Origin of the sequence: Methanothermobacter tenebrarum, from assembly GCF_003264935.1 — an archaeon.
GTDB lineage: Archaea > Methanobacteriota > Methanobacteria > Methanobacteriales > DSM-23052 > Methanothermobacter_A > Methanothermobacter_A tenebrarum_A.
The window spans coordinates 59,135-78,421 of the sequence record NZ_QLOE01000003.1 but is presented as its reverse complement, the minus strand read 5'-3'; the positions used below and the strand labels follow the sequence as shown (position 1 = coordinate 78,421).

At 39.7% G+C, this 19,287-nt stretch carries 21 protein-coding genes; 9 read left to right on the top strand and 12 right to left on the bottom strand.

Annotated features, from left to right (window positions below; genetic code table 11):
- Positions 1-14: 14 nt before the first annotated feature.
- Complete coding sequence (locus DPC56_RS03145; protein WP_112093612.1) at positions 15-734, top strand: tRNA-binding protein; 720 nt, start codon at positions 15-17, stop codon at positions 732-734.
- A 40-nt stretch (positions 735-774) separates the two neighbouring features.
- On the opposite strand, the gene DPC56_RS03140 is transcribed toward DPC56_RS03145, so the two are convergent.
- The 5 genes from DPC56_RS03140 to DPC56_RS03120 are packed head-to-tail and all read right to left on the bottom strand — an operon-like array spanning position 775 to position 5,337.
- Positions 775-1,713, bottom strand: coding sequence for a radical SAM protein (locus tag DPC56_RS03140; protein ID WP_112093611.1), 939 nt, complete (start codon positions 1,711-1,713; stop codon positions 775-777).
- Positions 1,714-1,732: 19 nt separating this feature from the next.
- The gene (locus DPC56_RS03135) at positions 1,733-3,142 is read right to left on the bottom strand and encodes a lactaldehyde dehydrogenase (protein ID WP_112093610.1); all 1,410 of its coding nucleotides are present in this window, start codon (positions 3,140-3,142) and stop codon (positions 1,733-1,735) included.
- A gap of 11 nt (positions 3,143-3,153) precedes the next feature.
- The gene (locus DPC56_RS03130; RefSeq protein WP_112093609.1) at positions 3,154-3,345 is read right to left on the bottom strand and encodes a class III signal peptide-containing protein; all 192 of its coding nucleotides are present in this window, start codon (positions 3,343-3,345) and stop codon (positions 3,154-3,156) included.
- Positions 3,346-3,371: 26 nt separating this feature from the next.
- On the bottom strand, positions 3,372-4,313 hold the full coding sequence (locus DPC56_RS03125) for a type II secretion system F family protein (protein WP_112093608.1): 942 nt from the start codon (positions 4,311-4,313) through the stop codon (positions 3,372-3,374).
- Between the two features lie 25 nt (positions 4,314-4,338).
- Positions 4,339-5,337, bottom strand: a complete 999-nt coding sequence (locus tag DPC56_RS03120) for a M24 family metallopeptidase (RefSeq protein ID WP_112093607.1) — start codon at positions 5,335-5,337, stop codon at positions 4,339-4,341.
- A gap of 169 nt (positions 5,338-5,506) precedes the next feature.
- On the opposite strand from DPC56_RS03120, the gene ercA reads away from it, so the two are divergent.
- Genes ercA through larE form a run of 7 tightly spaced genes read left to right on the top strand, consistent with a single transcriptional unit; the run spans position 5,507 to position 11,175 of the window.
- A complete protein-coding gene (gene ercA, locus DPC56_RS03115; protein WP_112093606.1) occupies positions 5,507-6,661 on the top strand; it encodes an alcohol dehydrogenase-like regulatory protein ErcA in 1,155 nt (384 codons plus the stop codon).
- Complete coding sequence (locus DPC56_RS03110) at positions 6,645-7,436, top strand: histidine kinase dimerization/phosphoacceptor domain -containing protein (protein ID WP_220084807.1); 792 nt, start codon at positions 6,645-6,647, stop codon at positions 7,434-7,436. The genes ercA and DPC56_RS03110 overlap by 17 nt, the downstream gene beginning before the upstream one ends.
- Positions 7,433-7,699, top strand: coding sequence for a sensor histidine kinase (locus DPC56_RS08325; RefSeq protein ID WP_220084806.1), 267 nt, complete (start codon positions 7,433-7,435; stop codon positions 7,697-7,699). Before DPC56_RS03110 ends, DPC56_RS08325 begins: the two co-directional genes overlap by 4 nt.
- 37 nt (positions 7,700-7,736) lie before the next feature.
- Positions 7,737-8,318: a site-2 protease family protein gene (locus tag DPC56_RS03105; RefSeq protein WP_112093605.1), complete on the top strand. Its 582-nt coding sequence runs from the start codon at positions 7,737-7,739 to the stop codon at positions 8,316-8,318.
- A gap of 8 nt (positions 8,319-8,326) precedes the next feature.
- Positions 8,327-9,553 (top strand): YcaO-related McrA-glycine thioamidation protein, encoded by a 1,227-nt coding sequence (locus DPC56_RS03100; protein WP_112093604.1) that lies wholly within the window; start codon positions 8,327-8,329, stop codon positions 9,551-9,553.
- Complete coding sequence (locus DPC56_RS03095) at positions 9,510-10,151, top strand: TfuA-related McrA-glycine thioamidation protein (protein ID WP_112093603.1); 642 nt, start codon at positions 9,510-9,512, stop codon at positions 10,149-10,151. Before DPC56_RS03100 ends, DPC56_RS03095 begins: the two co-directional genes overlap by 44 nt.
- A gap of 7 nt (positions 10,152-10,158) precedes the next feature.
- Positions 10,159-11,175 (top strand): ATP-dependent sacrificial sulfur transferase LarE, encoded by a 1,017-nt coding sequence (gene larE / locus DPC56_RS03090; RefSeq protein ID WP_112093602.1) that lies wholly within the window; start codon positions 10,159-10,161, stop codon positions 11,173-11,175.
- Here the strand turns inward: larE and DPC56_RS03085 are convergent.
- The 7 genes from DPC56_RS03085 to rimI all read right to left on the bottom strand — a co-directional run bounded on the left by DPC56_RS03085 (position 11,172) and on the right by rimI (position 18,853).
- Positions 11,172-11,591 carry a hypothetical protein gene (locus DPC56_RS03085; protein ID WP_112093601.1) on the bottom strand — a complete coding sequence of 140 codons (420 nt, stop codon included), beginning with the start codon at positions 11,589-11,591 and terminating at the stop codon, positions 11,172-11,174. The genes larE and DPC56_RS03085 overlap by 4 nt on opposite strands.
- The gene (locus DPC56_RS03080) at positions 11,584-12,429 is read right to left on the bottom strand and encodes a CBS domain-containing protein (RefSeq protein ID WP_112093600.1); all 846 of its coding nucleotides are present in this window, start codon (positions 12,427-12,429) and stop codon (positions 11,584-11,586) included. The genes DPC56_RS03085 and DPC56_RS03080 overlap by 8 nt, the downstream gene beginning before the upstream one ends.
- 43 nt (positions 12,430-12,472) lie before the next feature.
- Positions 12,473-12,904: a universal stress protein gene (locus DPC56_RS03075; protein ID WP_112093599.1), complete on the bottom strand. Its 432-nt coding sequence runs from the start codon at positions 12,902-12,904 to the stop codon at positions 12,473-12,475.
- A gap of 4 nt (positions 12,905-12,908) precedes the next feature.
- A complete protein-coding gene (locus DPC56_RS03070) occupies positions 12,909-14,063 on the bottom strand; it encodes an amidohydrolase family protein (protein WP_112093598.1) in 1,155 nt (384 codons plus the stop codon).
- Between the two features lie 75 nt (positions 14,064-14,138).
- Entirely contained in the window at positions 14,139-17,315 is a 3,177-nt protein-coding gene (gene carB, locus DPC56_RS03065; protein ID WP_112093597.1) for a carbamoyl-phosphate synthase large subunit, read from the bottom strand.
- 11 nt (positions 17,316-17,326) lie between these two features.
- Positions 17,327-18,409, bottom strand: coding sequence for a glutamine-hydrolyzing carbamoyl-phosphate synthase small subunit (gene carA / locus DPC56_RS03060; RefSeq protein ID WP_112093596.1), 1,083 nt, complete (start codon positions 18,407-18,409; stop codon positions 17,327-17,329).
- 12 nt (positions 18,410-18,421) lie between these two features.
- On the bottom strand, positions 18,422-18,853 hold the full coding sequence (gene rimI, locus DPC56_RS03055) for a ribosomal protein S18-alanine N-acetyltransferase (protein WP_112093749.1): 432 nt from the start codon (positions 18,851-18,853) through the stop codon (positions 18,422-18,424).
- Between the two features lie 22 nt (positions 18,854-18,875).
- Here rimI and DPC56_RS03050 point away from each other — a divergent pair, with 22 nt between their 5' ends.
- Positions 18,876-19,283: a UPF0146 family protein gene (locus DPC56_RS03050; RefSeq protein WP_112093595.1), complete on the top strand. Its 408-nt coding sequence runs from the start codon at positions 18,876-18,878 to the stop codon at positions 19,281-19,283.
- Positions 19,284-19,287 lie beyond the last annotated feature (4 nt).

The following is a 19,287-nucleotide window of genomic DNA, read 5'->3' as shown; positions in this document are numbered from 1 at the left end:
GGAGTGTGGATTAAATGTGGGATACAAGTCGAGATTATAGATTCAAAGTTGCTGATAAATCCATCAGCCTATTCTTGAAAGCTGTTGAATCGGGCAGCCTCCGCGGACAATGGAATAAAAAATTAGCCGTTCAAATGGCTGATGAAATTAAAAAAGTCCTCCAAAGCCTTATCTATTCCTATCTTGAACCGAAGGAACTTACATCTGCACCAGAAATGCGGTTGATTAAAGAAAAAGGAGAAAATATAATAGAAGCTCTTGGAGGTGAAGGATGGGCTGAATTATTCCTTAAAGAGGCCGAAGATAAAGAGAAAACAGAAGAAAATATTGCTAGGATAAAATTTTTCCTTAATACAATACTTAAACTTAAAGAGCGTATAATGTTGGGTAAAATTCTCGACCCGATTATAGGCGTTGACGTAGTAGTAGGGGAGGTTATGAGTTCCACTAAGCATCCGCGAGCCAATAGGCTCCAAATATGCAATGTCAACATTGGTGATAGATCCATTAAGGTTGTAACAAATGATTTGAAGGTTAAGATGGGGGATCATGTTGCAGTGGTATTATTACCGCCACAAAATTTCATGGGAATCACAAGTGAAGGCATGTTCCTCGGCACTGAAGGTGTCCTAAGGAATGTTAAAGGTGAAATTGGCGGTCTTCCAAAAAACATACCCCTAGAATCCCTTAATGAGGCGAGGAAAATCGTAGAAAAGTTCATAGAAGGAAAATAATTCCCTTCAAGGGAAATTCCACAAACTATAATGTGTTAAATCATTTAAAAAGCCATGGCTCCATTAATATACCCTTACATTCATCTTTAAATTTGCATTCTCCGCAATTGCGGGGTAATGGACATCCAAGTTTTTTAGGATAATAATCTAAATCTTTCGCCTTTAATGGATAATATCCAGAATAATCAACATTCTTTAAACCCTTCTTTTCACACTCTTTTACAAGATCTTCCATCAAACCCTTAGATGGTCCACTATGATAATATAATACGAAATTGGGCCTGAACCCGACAAGTCTATAGGGTATTTCCTCGTTTATTTCTGATAGGAACTCCGCTATCCTAGGAACTTCTCTATCGGTTATCCTTGGTATTACAACTGTCCTGAAAGTTCTAACCTTCTCAGGGGCTTTTTCCGCGAGATAAGCTGCATTCCTTAATACCGGCTCTGATGGCGCCCCTGTAAGGTTTCTGTGAATTTCATCATTAAATGCTTTGATTTCAAAATTTATGAAATCCACAATCCTCAAAATCCTCTTAAAAGTTTTCATTGTTGAGAAACCATTCGTGGCGACACCCACTTCAATTGAAGGTCTAAATCTTCTTATTTTCTCTACAAGCTCTTCAAGATATGGTGTGTGTATTGTGGGTTCTCCACCAGTGAAACTGAGCCTATATGCCCCTATATTCTTTGCAAGCGGACTCTCAAGATGGTCCAAGGCCTCCCTAGCCATCTTCTCAGGCTCGATATACCCCCTATAAATCCATCCTGTATCTGGGTATTGTGAAATCCGATAAGCGTTACAGTATAAGCATTTGAATGAGCATCCAAGGAATGTTATGGAATAACTTTTCAGAATATAAGCTAAACTTGTATATGCTACCTCCGGCAATCCCACATGGCAAATGCCAGTTTCACCTTCAAGACGGTTTACACCGCATCGCCACTCGCAAAGTTTACAATTCTTAAAATCCTTCATACAATGGGATCCTAATATATTATTTTTTGTTGAATATAATAAGTTTAGTCCGTGTCATGTCCTCTATAGCATATTTAACGCCTTCTTTACCAATCCCACTGCAGTCAAAGCCTCCGAATGGCATGTGATCGACCCTGTAAGTTGATTGTTTATTTATAAGTACTGCTCCTGCCTCTAATTCTGATGCGAACCTTAAGGCCTCGTGTATGTTCTCTGTGAAAATCCCTGCTTGAAGAGCGTAACAAGTGCTGTTAGCAACCTTTAGGGCTTCATCAGCATCTTTAACCCTTATTATAGGTGATACCGGGCCGAATGTTTCCTCCCTGACAAGTCTCATTGAAGGTCTGACATTATCTAATACAGTGGGTTCGAAAAGGTTTCCATCTCTTCCCCCACCATATAAAAGCTCCGCACCCTCATCTATCGCCTCTGAAACCAACCTTTCAATGTTTATGGCGGCTTTTTCATCTATAAGAGGGCCTATATCAGTTTTTGGGTCGAGTGGATCGCCTATTTTCAACTTTGAAGTTTCTTTGACTAATTTTTGCACGAATTCATCCGCTATTTTCTCATCGACAATTATCCTCTTCACTGCTATACATATCTGGCCTGAATAAAGGTATGAGCCCCTTATAGTACCTTCAACAGCTTTTTCTATATTAGCGTCTTTGAGTACTATGAGAGGGTCGTTACCGCCTAATTCTAGGGTGATTTTTTTCATCCCACTCTTTTCCGCTATCATTTTACCTGTTTTAAAGCCTCCTGTGAATGATATTTTGTCGATATCCTCGCTTTTTAAAAGTTCATCTCCTATGATGGAGGCTTTACCTGTTAGAACATTTATCGCGCCTGGGGGGAAATATTCATCTAGTATTTCGCCTATTTTTAATGCTGATAATGGTGCTTTAAGTGATGGTTTTAATATTACGCTATTTTTTGATGCTAGTGCCGGGCCAACTTTGTGGATGGCTAGGTTAAGTGGATAGTTGAATGGTGTTATGGCGGCTATAACTCCTAGGGGTAGTTTTACTGTGAAGCCTATGAAGTCCTTACCTCCTATACCAGCGTCCATTGGGATGGTTTCTCCATATATTCTCTTGGATTCTTCAGCGGATAATTTCAGTGTTTCAATTGATCTTTTAACCTCGTCTTGCGCTGCTTTTATAGGCTTCCCAGAGTCGAGGGCTAGTAGGTGTGAAAATTCCTTAGATCTTTTTTTGAGTTCCTGACTTGTATCATAAAGTGCCTCTGAAATTCTGCGCGCTGTTAATGAAATCATCTTATCTTTGGCCTTTTTAGCCGCTAAAATGGCTTCTCTTGTATCTTCTTTTGAAGCTGCTGGTACTTTGTCTATGATCTCGTTGTTATAAGGATTGCGGATTTCGATCTTCTCCTCGCCCTTGAGTCTTCCATTGATCAGCATCTTCATTAAAAGACCCCTTAGAATTTACTTTTGAGGCTTTGGATGGAATTTGTAACAGTTTGCACATCGGTCTTGCTTATCTCGTTACCTGCAGATATTAAATAATTTTTATACCATAGTGCCGCGAAAAGCACTATGATGATAACTCCACCGAATATTAGTATCAGCTCAGCAGACCCTTGTGCGGTTTCATCATATTTTATACCCATTGATTCTACCCCTCCATAAAATCATATTAGGGTGCCATGGAGCCCACGAGTACGAAGCCAAATTTGTCAATAATATAGAATATGCCAAATGCTAAAACAGCCAATGGAATTGCATATTTGATACCCTTTCTAGCACTTCCAAACATGATTATGCCTATGAGTAACCCTGCTATTATAGAATGGATTACTATATAACCTCCTGCGGCGATCTTTGCAATTCCGAGGATTGGATTAGTTTTACCGAGGGATTCTATGAAGGCTGAGTAGACCATGATCATTCCAAGTGCGAATGGTGCTGCGATTATAGCGGCTACCACGAGGAACATGACGGACATCATCACATTAGCCTTCCGCTCCCTTTTAAGGGCTAAAACTGCACGCGTATCCTCTGCAACAGCTTCTATAACATCTGCGAGGCTTCCACCAGCCCTTTTACCCTCTATTATCATCCTAAAGGTCCTGTCGAGGGTGTCAGATTTTAGTCTACGGCCCATTGATAATAGAGCATCCTCGAATGTTCTCCCTATCTTTATCTCGATAACTGCCCTTTTCAATTCATCATATAATGGGCCCTTACCCTGTTTCGAAATGTCTTCTAGGGCTGTTTCAAGACCGACTCCTGCACGTAAAAGTGATGCTATCTGCCTTAGAAAATCTGGGGTTCCCTGTTCTATTGCATCGATTCTTCGCTCCATCATTATAAAAATATAAGAGGCAAATATTATAGGGGGAAGGGAAACACCTGCTAAAAATGGGATTAAAAGGTCTATGCCCAAGATCATGGCTACTATAATCCCGATCAATCCGAAGAATATGCTTGCAAATAGGATCAATGTTACAATTTCAGCGGCTTTTACATAAATCCCTGTTCTGACAAGGTTCTCCTGTATTTTTACAAGGAATCTTTTAGGGATTACTTTTTCAACTGCTTCGATAATGGGAGATAAATATTCTGGGAGAAGTGCCATATTAAACCACTTCCAAAGTGTTAAGTTATATTCTAGATGGGAGTGTATTTAATATTTTAGGATTTTTTTTGATGAGAACCATGTCCTCGATTCTCATACCAAATTTTCCCTTAATGTAAATTCCAGGCTCTATTGTTACAATCATGTTCTTTTCAAGTTTAATATCTTCATTTACAGATAAAGATGGTGGTTCATGGACTTCCAAGCCTATACCATGGCCTGTAGAATGTATAAAGTTATCTTCGTACCCATATTCGGATATAACACCCCTTACGACCTTGTCTATATATGAAGCTTTTACTCCGGGTTTGGCTGTTTTCACCCCCTCCCTCTGGGCATCCAACAAAATGTCGAGCATCTCCTCCTCAACTTCTCTTTTAACAATGGTCCTTGTAGTGTCAGAATAATAATATTTCCAAGTAGCGCCCCAATCGATGACTACAGGTGTCTTTATTTTATTGAATGAAACTTTGGCGTGTGGATTGCTTGACCTTATACCAGATGCTACGATAGTATCAAATGCGGGTTTCATAGATCCCTTGATTTTCATATGATATTCAAGGTTGGCTGCTATCATAGCTTCAACACCCTCCACTTCTATTTCCCTAAAAGATTCTTCGGCTATCCTCAAAGCCTCTTTGATATATTCTATTTCAAATTTTTCTTTTATCATCCTGAGATTGCCTATAATGTCTTCAATGACAAATTTAAAAGAATCTCTTAATTTATTAAATGTGCCAATTGGGAGTGAAGGTTCAAAGATAACAGCCTTGGGGGATAAACTTCCAATCTTTTCTTTCACATCCTCTGATTTTTTAAATTCAAAAACATCAATTGATGAATTCTCAGCCTCGTCAATATCCATACTAGTAACCATCAAAAATGGTTCATCAGTCAAGATCAAAAATGCACGAGCAGACGGTCTAAAACCAGTCAAATAGAATATATTTTCATTTTTGGATATCACAGCCATGTCACAATCTTTTTCCATTATTTTCTCAATCGCAGCCTTCAATTTATCCATTAAAAATCACCCAAAATGTGAAGTCTTCCTCTCATAATAATTTTTCGCATAATAACATTATATTACTTCCACGCATTACCTTTTTTTGGTTTTGGAGAAAATTTTCACATAAAAAAATATTAATTAGTGAAAACTTTATTAAAGCCGTATTCCATTTTTTGGTGATTTTATGGACAAATTTAATCTTAGAAAGTTTGTTACAAGTGAATTGGTATTCGGAGAGGGTGCAAGATTACTAACCCCACAATATGCAATAAATCTTGGAGCAGAGAAGATACTGCTTGTAACTGATCATGGTATAAAAAAGGCCGGCCATGTAGATGAAATAGAATCTCTACTAACTGAGAATGGACTAGAATATGTAATCTACGATGATGTTACGCCAAATCCACGCGATTATGAGGTTATGGAGGGTGCTGAGGTTTTTGATGCTGAAGAGTGCAATTTTATAATAGCCCTTGGGGGTGGAAGTCCAATAGACTGTGCAAAAGGCATAGGTATAGTAAGCTCCAACAGAAAGGATATTCTCAAATTTGAAGGCGTTGACCAAATAACAGTACCAGCCCCCCCAATTATTTGCATACCAACCACTGCCGGGACATCAGCAGACATTTCACAATTTGCAATAATAAGAGACACCAAGAGGAAAACCAAAGTTGCCATAATAAGCAGAACCCTCATCCCAGATGTTTCACTCATAGACCCATACACAACCATAACCATGGACAGACTACTCACAGCCGCCACTGGCATGGACGCCCTTGCACATGCCATAGAAGCCTATGTATCCACCGCAAGCTCACATTTAACAGATATAAATGCACTTGACGCCATAAAACTGATAAGTGAAAATTTGCACAAAATCATCAAAGACCCCGAAAATCTCAAATTACGTTCAAATATGATGCTCGCAAGCCTGGAAGCAGGATTGGCTTTTTCTAATGCAAGTCTCGGTCTCCTGCATGCAATGGCACACAGCCTAGGCGGTAGGTTGGACATTCCACACGGGGTGGCTAATGCTATCTTAATAGAAGATGTTATAGAATTCAATTTCCCCACAAACCCACAAAAGTACAGGAGGATAGCAGAGGCCCTAGGCTTAAAATCGGAGACAAGTAAGGTTAAGGATGCTCTCATATCCAAGTTAAAAGATTTTAAGAAGAAGCTTGGGATTGACATGAGCTTGGGAGATTATGGTATCCTAGAAGATGAGATAGATGAACTTGCGGAATTAGCCTTTAATGACTCTTGTATCGTTACAAATCCGCGCAAGCCAAGAATAGATGATATAAAGGGGATATTTGAAAATGCCATCACCAAATGAGGATTGGGAGGATCTTAGAAAAGCTATTATGGGCTTCGGCGGAAAATCTGTGAGAAAAAGTTATTATCCTCAATTGAAGGATACACTCCATAAACTTCAAAGATTTAAAACTTTACTTGACCATACAAGAGACTTCATATTCCTAGTTGACGCTGATGGAAAAATAATAGATGTTAATAAGTCAAGTTTTATCAACCTAGAATATCCAAAGGATGAGATAAGCTCCATTTTCAATATAATCCCCGAAGGATATTATGAAAAGTTCAAGGAGATCCTTTCAAGGAAAGAGAAAGTGTCTATAGAAGCACCCCTTATCAAAAAAGATGGAAATCTCATCCTAACTGAAATGAACATAGATATTGTTAAGTTCAATGGAAATGATTATGTTGTTATCGTGGCTAGGGATATAAGAAAACGTAAAGAATTAGAGGACGAGCTTAGAAGATCCCTCGAAGAGAAAGAATTATTATTAAAAGAAATCCATCACCGGGTGAAAAATAATCTACAGATAATTTCAAGTCTCCTCAGCCTACAATCAATGATCCATGATAAGAATGGTACATTCAAGGAAACACAGGATAGGATAAGATCCATGGCACTTATACATGAACAATTATACCAATCAGATGACCTTGCAAGGATAAATTTCAAAAAGTATGTGGAAAAACTTATAAGGAATCTTTTCCATTCATATTCTGCGGGAAAATCCATAGATATAATATTAGATGTTGAGGATCTATACCTTAGCATCGAAACCACAATCCCCTTGGCTTGATCATCAACGAACTTGTAACAAATGCCTTGAAGCATGCATTCAATGGCAGAATTCAAGGCACAATATACATTAGTTTTAAAAGAGTAAAAGACAACCTTGAACTGAGGGTAGCGGATGATGGTATAGGATTTCCAGCGAATAAACTCCAAGAAAGCAAGTCACTAGGCTTGAAACTCGTTAATATCCTTGTAAGACAATTAAATGGGAAAATATCCGTTAAAAGTCATGATGGTAGTTGCTTTAAAATAATATTCAAAGGATAGAAACCATTATATGAACATAGAAAGATTATAAATTAATATGGTGAACTTCACGACTAGGGAAATAAGGGATATCATAATATCAATGCTCGTAATAGCAGCTGTTTTCTCATATGTTTTTTCGAATAAGCAAGTTAACATAGCAATTTCGCTCTTACCCGCGAGTATCATAGGCGTGGGTGTAGGTTTCGTATTCCATGAAATAGCCCACAAATTCATGGCAATAAAGTATGGCTTCTGGGCGGAATACAAGCTATGGGTAGGCGGCATATTACTTGCCCTTATAACAGCATATTTTGGTTTTGTATTCGCAGCACCTGGAGCAGTATACATACATGGAGCATACATCAGCCGCGAAGAAAATGGTAAAATAGCACTAGCAGGACCTGCCACAAACATACTACTAGCATTATCTTTTATGTTCATAGCATCATTTTCAACAGGCATACTATCTGGCATAGCAACCCTAGGATATGCCGTTAATAGTTTCATAGCATTCTTCAACCTACTACCCTTCAGCGTATTAGATGGGGCGAAGGTCATACGCTGGAATCCGATAATTTGGCTCCTCGCCATCTTAATAGCCCTTGCAATCACATTTAAAAGCATATTCACCCTATAGTGATAATTATGTTTTCCAATGTACCCGTAAAATATATCGGTTGCACGCACAGGGCCAAGAAACCCTCCGAGACTATAAAATGGATTAAAAAGAAACTGCAAAATATAGGTGTCACAAGGATAACAGAGATAACCCACCTTGACAGGATAGGTATACCAGTATATTCTGCTATAAGACCAACTGCAGAAGAGGGTGCTGTGAGCATATACGCTGGTAAAGGTGCTACAAGGTCGCAGGCTAAGGCATCAGCTATGATGGAAGCGTTCGAAAGATACTCAGCAGAGAAAAAAAGTGAAGACGCCGAAAAGTCCATTAAAGCACCATTAGATGATATAACAGAGTATGTAGACCCTATAAGTCTCATACTCCCCCAAGATAGTAAAGTGGATGGGAAAATTGAATGGGTGAAAGCCACAAACCTAAAAAATGAAAAAGAAATTCACATCCCCGCAAATGCAGTTTATCACCCCTATAATCCACCCGAGGATTGTGTAAGTCTTTTCAGGTCAAATACTAATGGACTCGCCTCAGGGAATGCTATCGAGGAAGCAGTATTCCACGGACTCATGGAACTTATAGAAAGGGATGCTTGGAGCATCTTCGAGGCAAAAAGGGGCCCAAAAAAGGAGATAGATTGTCAAGGCACAGAGAATAAGATCATAGAGGATCTGCTCCAAAGATTCGAGGATGCGAAGATCGACATAACCCTCATAGACCTTACAAACGATATCAGAATACCAACAATCGCCGCCGTAGCCGATGACACCCTCCTAAAAGACCCCGCACTACTAAGCATAGGTGTGGGAACACACCTAGACCCTGAAGTAGCAGTTATAAGGGCTCTCACAGAAGTGGCCCAGAGTAGAGCCACGCAAATACACGGAACCCGGGAAGATACTGTTAGGGCAATTTTCATGAGAAAAGCAGGGTATGAGCGGATGAAGAGGATAAATAAGCACTGGTTCGGAGAAGCTGAAACCGTAATAGGATTGGATAAATTGAAAAATAGGTCAAAAAGGACCTTCAGAGAGGATATTAAAGTCACGCTTAGAGAGTTGAAAAAGTGTGGGTTTTCTGATGTGTTTTTTGTGGATCTTACACGTGAAGTTAAGGTGCCAGTGGTGAGGGTAATAGTACCTGGATTGGAGGTATTCGCTGTTGACAACACCCGTATAGGGGATAGGATCAAATATGAAGCAGGTAATCGTATTCACGGGTCCATCCCTACATCCTAGAGAGGCCAGGAGGGTATTGGAGGCTGAATATCATCCTCCAGTAAGGAGAGGTGATGTCCTAAAAGCTATTAGAGATCCTGTTGATATTATCGTGATCATAGATGGGGTCTTTCATCATGAGCCTGCAGTCGCTCACAAGGAGATAATAGAAGCGCTTAAAATGGGTGTGAAGGTGGTTGGAGGGGCGAGTATGGGGGCTCTCCGAGCATCAGAACTTGACAGTCTTGGGATGATAGGTATAGGCTATGTCTATAACAAATACAAGGATGGAAGCATAGAATCTGATGATGATGTTGCAGTTGCTTTCGACCCCAAGACCCTTCAACCACTATCAGATTCCCTTGTAAGTATTGAATACAATTTTAAAAAAGCATATATGAATGGTATAATATCAGGGGATGAACTAAAATACCTTATTAAGATTGCTAAGTCAATATTTTATCCCAAAAGAACCTATGATAGAATCTATAAAGAGTGTAACTTAAACCCGGCGGTCCTTCAAAGATTAAAGGAATTTATAGAAGATGAGGGTATTGACATAAAAAGGGAGGATGCCATCAGAGTCCTAGAATATGTAAGGGACAAACTACTGAGGTAGTCTAGTAATGGAACTTCAAGCAAAGATTAAACAAGTTGAAAACATCCTAAAGGATAAAAAGGTTATAATAGCATTCTCTGGCGGATCAGACAGTACACTAATAGCTAAGATAGCATCAAAGACTTCAAGGGAGGCTATAGCAGTAACTGTGGATACTGGGACACTGCCAGCAGATGTCGTGCGAAATGCGAAACATATAGCTTCAAAACTGGGAATCCCCCATAAGATCATAAAAGAAAATTTCCTCGAACATGAAAAATTCAAGAAAAACACCACTCAAAGGTGTTTCCATTGCAAGGATCGCATGTACGCCATTCTAGAATCTATTGCAGAAAAAAAAGGATTCGATATCATAGTAGATGGGACTAACATAACAGACATGCTCGAAGATCGGCCAGGGATCATAGCAAATTATAAAAGAAAAATAAGAAGTCCACTATTAGAAGCAAAAATAACAAAAGAAGATGTTATAGAATACCTAAAAAAAGAAAACATAAACTATACACCAAATACTACCTGCTTGGCAACTAGAATAAAAGGGCCAATAACCACCAAGAAACTCGATATGATATCATATGCCGAGAACCTCATAAAGGATCTTACAGGCCTCGAACTAGTTAGGGTTAGGGACTTCGATGGGATCGCGGTAATCCAGGTAGATGATACAAGTAAGATACTAGACATGCAACTTTTAGAATATATCGTGGAAAAGTTTAAATCAGCAGGTTTCAAAAGTGTCCATGTGGATATAGAGGGTTACCGCAAAAATAAAGGGGAGCTCATAGGATCACGAGAAGATGGTGAAATAATATTTGAATTAAAACTCCCTTATCCCATTGATTTGGAAAAAACGTACTCCAAGTTCAAAGATCGTCGAGGAGATGCTCTAAGGTTGAAAATAGATGATAGTACAGTTAGGATCTCGGGGGATGGTAAGATAATAATTGAGGAGGTTAAGGATAGAAAAAAGGCTGAGAGGATACTATTAGAGGTATTATCATCTATAAAGCGGCTGGAGAACTAGAGTACAGTTTGTATGTTTTCATCTACACTCCTTCTGAAACTGGTTATTTTACGGATGAAGCTCCTATTGTCCTCCCCTTGGAATATGATGTCACCCAGGACGTGGAACTCAACATCATCTGCTTTTATATTATTGAATATTATCTCTATTTGATTTGCCTCCTCGGGGGTATCGTTGGCTATAACACGATACTCTATGTTAAGATCTTCATGTTCTATAACATCACTTATTATTCTTTTGAGTAGCGATTCCATCACCGCGAGGAATGTTTCAATATATGGTAGTCCATACCACCAACAATATCCCCATAAAACTTTTAACTGAAGGTCAATGATAGAGACTTTCCCCCCATTTTTCGCTGCGAAGGTTAAAACGCCCTTTGAGGCTTTTATACGTATAGTGGATTCTTTACTCATCTGAATCAACTAGGGCCTTTATAAGATCCTGGGCTCTTAACAATCCTACAAGTTCGCCTTCAAAGTCTATTACTGGGATTTGTTCGATCTTGGATTTTCTCATTTTCTTTGCACAGTCACTGACACTTGTCGTTTTTGTCACTGTAACTAGTTCTGTTGTGGCAACATCCCTCACTTCTTTATCTGAAAATTTGAGTTGATTTTTTATAACATAGAGGACATTTCTACTATCCCATGTCCATCTGTCTCCTTCAGTACCCACTGAAGTATTATGGACTGTTCTCTCAGAGACTACCTCGCTTTCGTTTAGAAAATCTGTCTCGGTGAGTATCCCTGATAGTTTGGCTTCATTGTTAATTGTTAGCAGAACCTTTAATTTGAAGTATCTCATGATCTCAAATGCTATGTTAAGGGGTGTTCTATCCCATGTTGTGGGTATGTTTAGGATCATATAATCTTCTACTGGGGAGTCTATGTCCATTTCTGCGAGTGCACGGGATACAATGTCATAGGCTGTGATTATACCCACCAATTTATCGTTTTTGACTATGGGGATCCTCCTTATATTATTTTTCACCATTTTAGAAGCCACTAAACTTACAGGATCATCTGGGGAAGCTACAATAGGATCCCTTGTCATTATGAGGGCTATTTGTTCCTCGTCTGGATTTTCTATGATATCTGAACGCGTTATAATACCAACAAGCTCGCCAGAACCCTCTTTAACAACTGGCAATCCTGAAACGTTCCTTTTCCTCATTATATCCAATGCTTGGGCGCGGTTTCCTGGAACTTTCACATAGTATATTTCTTTTGACATTATATCCTTTGCTAACATTATTAACACCTTATCTGAAAAATTAGTTATCTTTCGAAAAAGGTCAATGAACTACTAATACTGGGCACTTTGCAGATCTTACAACTTTTTCAGTCACGCTCCCGAGAAGGAACCTATCGAGGCCATGTTTACCTGATGTTCCCATTACCACAAGATCTATGCCCTCCTTTTCTATCGTATTTAGGATCGAATCCGCGGGGGAACCTTCATCTGTCTTTAATGTGAGTTTGATATCATGACCTGATTCTTCGACAAGCTTTTTTATCTTATTTAATGAATTTGAGGCTTCTTCCTCGAGGATTTCCTTGATGCGTATTATGAGGTCGTCGGCTGGCAATCCTATGAAGGTGGATGTTTCCATAACTGTTAATGCCACTATCTCCGCGCCACTCTCCTTCGCTATCCATATGGCATGTTCAGCTGCTCTGTTAGCATATTCAGAGCCGTCAGTGGGTAGGAGAATTTTTTTGTACATAAATTCACCTCTTAACTATTCTACCTTTTATTATAACATATCTTATATTTTTCGATTGGCTTCTATTAATAAGTGAAAGATAAGGGTTCTTAGATAGGTGTTCAACTATTATAAGATCTGCTTGGAAACCCTCAGCTATGCATCCTATTTTTTTTCCGAGGAATCTGTGAATGTTTGTTGTCACCATCTTCAAAACATCCCTGGGATGGAAGTAGCCCCTTTTAAGGGCCCTTGTAACCTTTAAAGTGTATTCCATTTCCCTGAACATGTCTGGCGCATTAAACATTATGTTATCGGTTCCCAAGAGTAAGTTAATATTTTTGTCATGTATTTTTGCTATTGGTGGTATTCCTGTTGATAGCATGCCATTTGATCTTGGACATGCGACAATTGTAACATTATTTTCTGAAGCTAATCGGAGGTCTCTTGGGAGTGGGTTGGTAAAATGTATGAGTAAATGGAAGCCTGCATCTATGGCCCTTTCCACTTCACTTTTACCTGTCTTCTCTATTGAAAGTTTTTGAGCTTCAATGCTTTCGGCTACATGGATTGAGGCTATCTTATCCAACTTTTCACATTCTTCCACGATCTTATGAGCTGTTTCATCGGTTATTTCACCGAATCCGCTAGGCCCTATCCCATCGGCGAATCTTAGGAGCTTTTTTATCCTATTTCTCAATTTTGTCGTGCTTGGATCTTCTTCTAGGAAGATAGGATCCCTTCCTAGTATGATGGAATTTATAGGCAAATCTTTTAGTGCTTTTTTAAGTAATTTTATGCCTTTTATTCCGCCTTCTCTATAGTCTATAAAGGTTGTGGTGCCGGCTGATATCATTTCTAGGATAGAAGCTCTACTAGCCTCTATGATCTCCTTGTCTTTCGTATTCTCTAACATCTTATGTTTCAATCCCATTGGGGGTTTCACTATCTCATCTAGGCTTTTACCATCACCTAGGTCCTTTAGGATGCTGTCAGCAGTATGTACATGCGCATTTATAAGCCCTGGGACTACGATACAACCCTTGGCGTCTATTCTATGATCTGAGGAGATTTTTTCCTTGCTTATCTCTACTATCATGCCATCTTCTATTGCAATATTCACCTTCATAGGGTTTAAATTCATACCGCCTAATACGATACCATTTTCAATAACAAGCATTTTAAATCACAAAAGCCTATAAGCTTTTTAAAATTGACCTTGAATCCCCCACATTTTATTATATAAGTTTTCCAACTAGGATTCGTGGTATTCATTGAGGGATTTAACCGTTATTTTACCCATTTTAACGGCTTCTATGGCGTTTAGAGCCGCTCTTGCACCTGCGAGTGTTGTGACATATGGTATGCCTAATTCTATGGCCATCCTCCTTATAATGTACCCGTCATCGGCTGATTGTTTACCAGAGGGTGTGTTTATTATAAGCCCCACTTCACCAGATAGTATGGCGTCTTTTATGTTAGGCGAGGCTTGACTCACCTTATTTATAACTTTCACATTTGAGATGTCTTTCACAGCCTCTGCGGTGCCACGTGTTGCTATAACCTGGAATCCTAATTCTTCTGCTTTTTGAACTATGTCTGCTATTCTTGGCTTGTCAGAGTCTTTAACACTTATGAAGATTTTACCCTCTACTGGTAGTTCCATGTTGGCTGAAAGCTGTGACTTGTAATAGGCTAGTCCGAAGTTTTCATCTATGCCCATGCTTTCACCGGTGGATTTCATCTCTGGTCCGAGGACTGCATCGGCTCCTGGAAGTTTTATAAATGGGAATACAGATTCTTTAACCGCTACGTGGTCTATTTCTTTTTCTGAAGTCAGGCCCAATGATGATAGTTTTTTGCCTAGCATCAGTTTCGCAGCGACCTTTGCCAGTGGCACTCCTGTCGCTTTGCTCACAAAGGGTACTGTCCTGCTTGCCCTGGGGTTGGCTTCGAGTATGTAAACTGCAGGGTCCTCATTGGCTTTAACGGCATATTGTATGTTTATTAATCCCACAACTTCTAGTTCTAGTGCGAGTTTCTTTGTGTAATCTTTTATGATTTCTATTATATCTTCTGGGATGGTCTGGGGTGGTATGACACATGCGGAGTCCCCTGAATGGACGCCTGCTTCTTCGATATGTTCCATGATACCCCCTATATAGACTTCTTCACCGTCGCATAGTGCGTCAACGTCAACTTCTATAGCATCCTCTAGGAATTTGTCCACAAGGATTGGATGTTTTGGTGAAACTCTGACAGCCTCTTCCATGTACTCTTCAAGTTCTTTTTCGTCGTAGACTATTTCCATTGCTCTTCCACCAAGGACATAAGACGGTCTTACAAGTACAGGGTATCCTATTTTTTCCGCGACGCGTCTAGCGTCCTCGAATGATTTTGCTATACCATATGGGGCTTGTGGTATTTTCAATTTTTCCAAGACTCTTGTGAATCTTTCACGGTCTTCGACTTTATCAATACTCTCATATGGTGTTCCAAGTATCTTCACTCCTTCCTCTGCGAGTGGAACTGCTAGATTAATGGATGTTTGACCCCCGAATTGGACCACGACACCGTCTGGTTTTTCTTTGTCAATTATGGCTAATACGTCCTCTAGGGTTAAGGGTTCGAAATAGAGCTTATCTGATATGTCATAGTCTGTACTTACTGTTTCTGGGTTGTTGTTTACCATTATTGTCTCGAATCCTTCCTCTCTAAATGCCATGGTCGCATGCACGCAACAATAGTCAAATTCTATGCCTTGACCTATTCTTATAGGCCCTGATCCTATTATTAGAACCTTTGGTTTCCTTGAAACTTCCACTTCATCTTCCATGTCATAAGATCCATAATAGTATGGTGTTTTAGCCTCGAATTCGGCAGCGCAAGTGTCAACCATCTTATATACTGGTTTTATATCATGATTCTTGCGCAAGTCACGTATCTCTTTTTCCTTTAGACCTGTAAGTCGGGCTATTTTCTTGTCTGAAAAACCCAACATCTTAGCTTTCTTTAATGTTTCAGGGCCTATTCTATCTCCTTTGAGGGATTTTTCAAATTTTATTATTTCAAGTATCTTGTATAAGAAGAATTTATCAATCTTCGTAAGCTCATATACTTCATTGATGCTCATCCCATTTTTCAATGCCGTGTATACTTGGAATAGTCTCTCATCTGTGGGATTGGCGAGATCCTCTGGTGTGAAGTGAACTTCTTCGAAACCATATCTTCCAATGTCTAGTGACCTTATAGCTTTATGCAAGGATTCCTCCAAGGTCCTGCCAATGGCCATGACCTCCCCAGTGGATTTCATCTGGACTCCGATTTTCCTGTCTATGTCCCTGAACTTGTCGAATGGCCAGCGGGGTATTTTGGTCACGACATAGTCTATGCTTGGTTCGAATGACGCTGGCGTCTCCTTTGTGATATCATTTTGTATCTCGTCGAGTGTGAGGCCTATGGCTATCTTCGCAGCTATCTTGGCTATGGGATACCCTGTTGCCTTGGATGCTAGGGCACTGCTCCTGCTCACCCTTGGGTTCACTTCGATGACTTTATATTCTCCTGTTTCAGGATGCACTGCAAATTGTATGTTGCAGCCTCCTTCAATTTTAAGGGCTCTTATTATTTTGAGGGATACGTCTCTGAGTTTTTGGTTTTCTTCATCACTTAGCGTCTGGGCGGGTGCAACCACTATACTTTCACCTGTGTGTATGCCCATAGGGTCTATGTTTTCCATGTTACAGACTATGATACATGTGTCATTTTTGTCTCGCATGACCTCATATTCGAATTCTTTCCAGCCTAGGACTGATTGGTCTATGAGCACTTGGTTTATGAAACTCATTTCAAGGCCTCTTGTAACCACTTCTTTGAGTTCTTCCGGGTTGTGAGCCACGCCTCCACCGGTACCTCCAAGTGTGAAGGCTGGTCTCACGATAACGGGGTATCCTATCTCTTTAACAGCCTCTAGAGCCTCTTCAACTGATTCAACTGCCTTTGCTTTGGGTACTGGTTCGTTAATTTTTTTCATGAGACTGTCGAAGAGGTCTCTGTCTTCGACGTTCCTTATTGTTTCGATGGATGAGCCTATGACTTTAACATCTCCTAGTGCCCCCATTTGCGCTAGTCCTGTTGCAACGTTTAGGCCTGTCTGCCCTCCCATAGTTGGGAGTAAGGCGTCCGGTTTTTCCTTTTCTATGATTTTTGCCACTATTTCCGGCGTTAATGGTTCGATGTAGACTTTATCGGCCATGTCCATGTCTGTTTGGATTGTTGCAGGGTTTGAATTGACTAGTATGGTTTCAACACCCTCCTCTCTTAATGCTTTACATGCTTGGGAACCTGAGTAATCAAATTCGGCTGCTTGTCCTATCTGGATTGGCCCCGAGCCTATTATAAGTACTTTTTTTATGCTTTTATCCCGCGGCATCTGTGATCCCCTTAATATTCCCTCATTATCTTCACGAATTTGTCGAATGTGTTGTATGTGTCGTGTGGTCCTGGTCCAGCTTCTGGGTGGTATTGGACGCTCATGATGGGCAATTCTCTATGTTGTATACCCTCGACTGTCCCATCATTAAGGTTTATGTGGGTTATTTTAAGGTCTTTTTCGTCTATTGACTTTGGGTTTATTGCGAAGCCATGGTTTTGTGATGTTATAGCAACTTCTCCTGTTTCTAGGTTTTTGACTGGTTGGTTAGCTCCTCTGTGTCCAAATTTCATCTTGTATATTTTCGCATTGAATGCTAGTGCTATTATCTGTTGACCAAGGCAGATCCCGAATATCGGGAGCTTCTCTGATAATCTTTTAACTGTTTCTATAGCCTCCTTGACCCTTGTTGGATCTCCAGGACCGTTTGATACTAGTATGGCATCAGGTTCGTATTCTAGTATCACATCAGGGCTTGTATTATATGGTAGGAGCGCCACGCTAACTTCCCTTTCCAAGAAAGCTTTTATGATATTGTTTTTTACTCCGCAGTCTATTATAGCGATCCTGTCGTTGTATTCTTCATGTAAAATTTTAGGTTCCTTCACAGAAACTTTATCCACAAGGTCTAATTCACGTATGTCCGGTTGTTCCATGGCCAATTTTATAAGTTCATCATCATCAATCTCCTCAGTCGCTAGGGCCCCCTTCATGGTCCCCCTCTTCCTTATTTTTATTGTCAGGGCCCTTGTATCAACACCACTTATACCTGGGATCTCATATTCTTCTAGGAAATCTGAGAGCGTCTTTTCCGCCAAATGATGTGATGGTCTCCTACATTGCTCCCTCACAATAAGTCCTTCTGCTTTTATACTATCTGATTGATACCATTTACTGGATATTCCATAATTTCCTTGAAGTGGATATGTCAACATTAAAATTTGGCCTTTATATGATGGGTCTGTGAGTGCTTCAACATAGCCTGTCATGCCGGTTGCGAATACGACTTCTCCGCTCTTAACTGTTTCGAAACCGAAACCTTCACCCTTGAGTAAAGTTCCATCTTCTAGGGCAAGTTTAGCTTCCCTAACCATTAAATCACCAGTTTATATTTCTTTTTTCATCACCACTGCGTCGTCGCCGTTCTCATAATATTGTGGTATCCTATTTTCTTCTTTAAATCCTAGGCTCTTATAAAATTTTATAGCCCCTTTATTTTTCGCCCTAACCTCCAATTTAACAGTATTAACCCCAAATTTTTCGAAAATTTCTATAGCCGCTTTTACAAGTCTTGTTCCGAATTTCCTGCGACGATATTTCCTATCAACTGCCAGTGATATGATATGCCCCTCATTTTCAAACCTTATCCAAAATATAATATATCCTACAACCATATTATCTTCTTGGGCAACGAGAAAACCAGCCCCTATATCATAAAGGTAGCGTAGAAGTTGTGGGGGATAAGGCTCCTCAAAGGACATACTCTCGATTTCCATAACCCTCTTAAGATCCTTTGGCTTAAATTCCCTCACTATCATCATCATTGTCTCCGTGATAGGTATGTGGGAAGATCTTGCATCATATATAATACAAGAATGCAACCCAAATGATAAGGTTGTGGAAGTAGGCGTTGGAAGATTTTTCAAAGTTGCAGAGTACCTCCAGGAACATTCAATGATTGATCTGATCTTAACAGATATTAAACCTTCCCACCCCCAGGTAATAGAAGATGATATCACAAATCCAAGGTTAGAAATATATAAAGGGGCGCGGTTAATATACTCGATAAGACCCCCACTAGAATTACAGAAACACCTTATAAAAGTAGCAGAGAATGTAAAAGCCAAACTTTTAATAAGACCATTATCCACAGAACATCCCAGAATATTTGAGAACATGAAACTCGTAAATTATAAAAGAAGTTTCTTTTACGAATATCAACCCAACCAAAGGAGATATCTAGAGTGAAATG

Bases quoted from the DNA above. Each gene is read 5' to 3' on its own strand.
- DPC56_RS03135 (WP_112093610.1), bottom strand. From the start codon at position 3,142: ATGAAGATGCTGATCAATGGAAGACTCAAGGGCGAGGAGAAGATCGAA.
- DPC56_RS03130 (WP_112093609.1), bottom strand. From the start codon at position 3,345: ATGGGTATAAAATATGATGAAACCGCACAAGGGTCTGCTGAGCTGATA.
- DPC56_RS03100 (WP_112093604.1), top strand. From the start codon at position 8,327: ATGTTTTCCAATGTACCCGTAAAATATATCGGTTGCACGCACAGGGCC.
- DPC56_RS03070 (WP_112093598.1), bottom strand. From the start codon at position 14,063: ATGCTTGTTATTGAAAATGGTATCGTATTAGGCGGTATGAATTTAAAC.
- larE (WP_112093602.1), top strand. From the start codon at position 10,159: ATGGAACTTCAAGCAAAGATTAAACAAGTTGAAAACATCCTAAAGGAT.
- DPC56_RS03140 (WP_112093611.1), bottom strand. From the start codon at position 1,713: ATGAAGGATTTTAAGAATTGTAAACTTTGCGAGTGGCGATGCGGTGTA.
- DPC56_RS03050 (WP_112093595.1), top strand. From the start codon at position 18,876: ATGTGGGAAGATCTTGCATCATATATAATACAAGAATGCAACCCAAAT.
- rimI (WP_112093749.1), bottom strand. From the start codon at position 18,853: ATGATAGTGAGGGAATTTAAGCCAAAGGATCTTAAGAGGGTTATGGAA.
- DPC56_RS03095 (WP_112093603.1), top strand. From the start codon at position 9,510: ATGAAGCAGGTAATCGTATTCACGGGTCCATCCCTACATCCTAGAGAG.
- DPC56_RS03120 (WP_112093607.1), bottom strand. From the start codon at position 5,337: ATGGATAAATTGAAGGCTGCGATTGAGAAAATAATGGAAAAAGATTGT.
- DPC56_RS03145 (WP_112093612.1), top strand. From the start codon at position 15: ATGTGGGATACAAGTCGAGATTATAGATTCAAAGTTGCTGATAAATCC.
- DPC56_RS03085 (WP_112093601.1), bottom strand. From the start codon at position 11,591: ATGAGTAAAGAATCCACTATACGTATAAAAGCCTCAAAGGGCGTTTTA.
- DPC56_RS03105 (WP_112093605.1), top strand. From the start codon at position 7,737: ATGGTGAACTTCACGACTAGGGAAATAAGGGATATCATAATATCAATG.
- ercA (WP_112093606.1), top strand. From the start codon at position 5,507: ATGGACAAATTTAATCTTAGAAAGTTTGTTACAAGTGAATTGGTATTC.
- DPC56_RS03125 (WP_112093608.1), bottom strand. From the start codon at position 4,313: ATGGCACTTCTCCCAGAATATTTATCTCCCATTATCGAAGCAGTTGAA.
- carB (WP_112093597.1), bottom strand. From the start codon at position 17,315: ATGCCGCGGGATAAAAGCATAAAAAAAGTACTTATAATAGGCTCGGGG.
- carA (WP_112093596.1), bottom strand. From the start codon at position 18,409: ATGGTTAGGGAAGCTAAACTTGCCCTAGAAGATGGAACTTTACTCAAG.
- DPC56_RS03075 (WP_112093599.1), bottom strand. From the start codon at position 12,904: ATGTACAAAAAAATTCTCCTACCCACTGACGGCTCTGAATATGCTAAC.
- DPC56_RS03110 (WP_220084807.1), top strand. From the start codon at position 6,645: ATGCCATCACCAAATGAGGATTGGGAGGATCTTAGAAAAGCTATTATG.
- DPC56_RS03080 (WP_112093600.1), bottom strand. From the start codon at position 12,429: ATGTTAGCAAAGGATATAATGTCAAAAGAAATATACTATGTGAAAGTT.